Origin of the sequence: Mesorhizobium sp. M7A.F.Ca.CA.002.05.1.1, assembly GCF_003998335.1 — a bacterium.
Taxonomy (GTDB): Bacteria; Pseudomonadota; Alphaproteobacteria; order Rhizobiales; family Rhizobiaceae; genus Mesorhizobium.
In genome coordinates this window covers 1-3,298 of sequence record NZ_RZQI01000680.1, presented here as the reverse complement: position 1 = coordinate 3,298, position 3,298 = coordinate 1, and the positions used below count along the sequence as shown (strand labels likewise).

Below are 3,298 nucleotides of genomic sequence, written 5' to 3'. Positions count from 1 at the left end.
CACGATGACACTGGCGGCTGCGGCGCAATCCGCGACATGGACTTTCGTCGATGGTGATTGGCACGAGGGCAACGTCGCCATTCTGGGGCCGCGCAGCCACGCCATGTGGCTCGGCACCAGCGTGTTCGACGGTGGCCGCTGGTTCGAAGGCGTGGCGCCGGATCTCGACCTCCATGCCGCCAGGGTGAATTCTTCGGCGATCGCACTCGGCCTGAAGCCGAACATGAGCGCCGACAAGATCGTCGGGCTGACATGGGACGGGTTGAAGAAGTTCGACGGCAAGACGGCGGTCTATATCAGGCCGATGTACTGGGCCGAGCATGGCGGCTATATGGGCGTCCCGGCCGATCCGGCGTCTACCCGCTTTTGCCTTTGCCTCTATGAATCGCCGATGATTCCGGCGACTGGCTTTTCGGTGACCGTGTCGCCGTTCCGGCGTCCGACCATCGAAACCATGCCGACCAACGCCAAGGCCGGCTGCCTTTACCCCAACAACGGCCGGGCCATTCTCGAAGCCAAGATGCGCGGCTTCGACAACGCAATGGTGCTCGACATGCTGGGCAACGTTGCCGAGACCGGGACCTCGAACATCTTCCTGGTCAAGGACGGTCATGTCTTTACACCGGCGCCGAACGGCACCTTCCTGTCCGGCATCACCCGCTCGCGCACGATAACGCTGCTTGGCGAGTATGGGTTCAAGACCACGGAAAAGACGCTGTCGGTGCGCGATTTCCTCGAAGCGGACGAAATTTTTTCGACCGGGAACCATTCCAAGGTCGTGCCGGTCACGCGTATCGAGGATCGCAATCTGCAACCCGGGCCGGTGGCCAAAAAGGCGCGCGAACTCTATTGGGATTGGGCGCATTCGACTTCCGCTGCTTGAGCGGATAAAAAGGCGACCGACGCTTCATCCGGAGTTGTCCCAATCCATTCCAGACCTATCTTACTCCGGTGTCGACACCGGATTTTTCCACGAGGGAGTACTATCCATGGCCTTTGAATTGCCCGCTCTGCCTTACGACTATGAGGCCTTGCAGCCTTACATGTCGAAAGAGACGCTGGAATATCACCACGACAAGCACCACAAGGCGTATGTCGATAACGGAAACAAGCTCGCCGCCGAGGCAGGCTTGGGTGATCTGTCGGTCGAAGAGGTGGTCAAGCAGTCGTTCGGCAAGAATGCCGGCCTCTTCAACAATGCCGCCCAGCACTACAACCATATCCATTTCTGGAAGTGGATGAAGAAAGGCGGCGGCGGCAACAAGCTGCCGGGCGCCCTGCAGAAGGCAGTTGATAGCGATCTCGGTGGCTATGACAAGTTCAAGGCCGACTTCATTGCCGCCGGCACGACCCAGTTCGGTTCCGGCTGGGCCTGGGTTTCCGTCAAGGATGGCAAGCTGGCGATCTCGAAGACGCCGAACGGCGAGAACCCGCTCGTCCATGGCGCGTCGCCGATCCTCGGGGTCGATGTCTGGGAGCATTCCTATTACATCGACTATCGCAACGCCCGGCCGAAATATCTCGAGGCGTTCGTCGACAGCCTGATCAACTGGGACCATGTCCTTGAATTGTACGAAAAGGCGAAGTGATCGATTTCCAGGAAGCCCCGGTATCACCCGGGGCTTTTCTTTTTCAGTGTCCCATAAAAAGCAAAGATCTGGCAAAAGTCGTCCGGGGAGGGAATTTTCCTCCTACGGCATCCGTTAACGTCCTGTCCCGAAATGCCTTCATCATGGAGCCAATTGAATGAGAAAGCTTGTTATCGCCATCTCTATGCTCGCACTCGCGGCCTCGGCGGCTTTTGCCGACCCGGTCCTCGACCGGCAGGCACTGATGAAGGAACGTGGAAAGATCGTCGGCGGCCTGTCGAAAGTTGTCAAGGGCGAGGAGCCCTTTGATGCCGCGGCTGTGCTGACGCAACTTCAGGCGTTGCAGGCGAATGCGGAAAAATTCGATGCCGATGCGCTGTTCCCGGCCGGCAGCGACACCGGCGATACCACGGCCTCGCCGAAGATCTGGCAAGACATGGCTGGCTTCAACGCAGCCGAGGACAAATATCTCGCAGACGTGAAGGCCGCGGTCGCTGCGGCTCCCGCCGATGCCGACGCGCTGAAGGCGCAAGTCGGCGCTATCGGCTCGGATTGCGGCACCTGCCATCAAGGCTACAGAATCAAGAAGGGCTGATCACCAGCCATGGCATGGCTGAAGAAACTTGTCGGCGCCGTCGTCATTCTGGGCGGCGTCGGCGCGGTTGCCGGGTGGGTCCTGTCGGCGCCGGTGACGCTCGACAGGGAAACCCTGGCCAAGCTCGGTCCTGGCGACGCAGCCAGGGGCAAGCGCATCTTTTATGCCGGCGGTTGCACATCCTGCCATGCAAAGCCGGGCTCACAGGGCGACGCCCGGCTTCAACTCGTGGGTGGCCTTGAACTCAAGACGCCGTTCGGAACCTTCGTGCCGCCCAACATTTCGCAAGATCCCAGGGACGGTATCGGCGCATGGTCTGTCGAGGACCTCGCCAATGCCATGCTGAAGGGCGTGTCGCCTTCTGGTGAGCATTTCTATCCGGCGTTTCCCTATGCATCCTACGCGCGCATGAATCCGGCTGACATTGGCGATCTCTATGCCTTCTTGAAGACGTTGCCGGCCGTCGCCGGCAAGGCAGCGGGCAATTCGCTCGGTTTTCCCTTCAATATTCGCCGCGGCATCGGCCTGTGGAAATTGCTCTATCTCAGCGATCAGCCGGTTGTTGCCTTCCCCGAAGGCAAGCCTGATCCGGTGATGGCAGGCCGCTATCTGGTCGAAGGGCCAGGCCATTGCGGCGAATGCCACACGCCGCGCGATCTTGCGGGCGGCACGAAGAAGAACGAGTGGCTGGCGGGCGCCGTGGCCGCCGAAGGCAATGGCGTCGTGCCGAACATCACATCGGGCGAGGGCGGTCTCGCCGACTGGTCGGAGGCCGATATCGCCAACTATCTCGAAACCGGCTTCACGCCCGATTTCGATTCGGTCGGCGGCGCCATGGTCGATGTCCAACGGAACATGGCCGAACTGACGCCGCAGGACCGTGCGGCCATCGCCGCCTATCTGAAGGCGATACCGGCGCATCCAAACGGCTATCCGGCCCGCAAGAAGACGGCAAACTAGACCGAGTCTTCAGACAGGTGGCGGTCGCCGAGAAAATCGAAACCCGTCTCGAAGAAATGGTTGTAGTTGCAGGTCAGCTCTTCGCCAGGCGCGATGTCGTGCAGCGCAAAGCTCTCCTCCGGTGAGGAGACGTCGCAGTTCGGCTCGTCGGCAT

4 protein-coding genes and 1 pseudogene are annotated in these 3,298 nt (G+C 60.4%); 4 read left to right on the top strand and 1 reads right to left on the bottom strand.

The window, feature by feature from the left end; genetic code table 11:
• Nucleotides 1-4: 4 nt before the first annotated feature.
• From EN939_RS26505 to EN939_RS26490, 4 genes are all read left to right on the top strand, one after another.
• Complete coding sequence (locus EN939_RS26505) at nt 5-883, top strand: branched-chain amino acid aminotransferase (protein ID WP_127269956.1); 879 nt, start codon at nt 5-7, stop codon at nt 881-883.
• 106 nt (nt 884-989) lie between these two features.
• Nucleotides 990-1,589, top strand: a complete 600-nt coding sequence (locus EN939_RS26500; RefSeq protein ID WP_013532667.1) for a superoxide dismutase — start codon at nt 990-992, stop codon at nt 1,587-1,589.
• Between the two features lie 157 nt (nt 1,590-1,746).
• Complete coding sequence (locus EN939_RS26495) at nt 1,747-2,184, top strand: c-type cytochrome (RefSeq protein ID WP_127269954.1); 438 nt, start codon at nt 1,747-1,749, stop codon at nt 2,182-2,184.
• A 9-nt stretch (nt 2,185-2,193) separates the two neighbouring features.
• Entirely contained in the window at nt 2,194-3,144 is a 951-nt protein-coding gene (locus EN939_RS26490) for a c-type cytochrome (RefSeq protein ID WP_127269952.1), read from the top strand.
• Here EN939_RS26490 and EN939_RS39865 read toward each other — a convergent pair.
• Nucleotides 3,141-3,298 (bottom strand): annotated as a pseudogene (locus EN939_RS39865) (SET domain-containing protein); the annotation flags it as partial. The gene EN939_RS26490 and the pseudogene EN939_RS39865 sit on opposite strands and share 4 nt — an antisense overlap.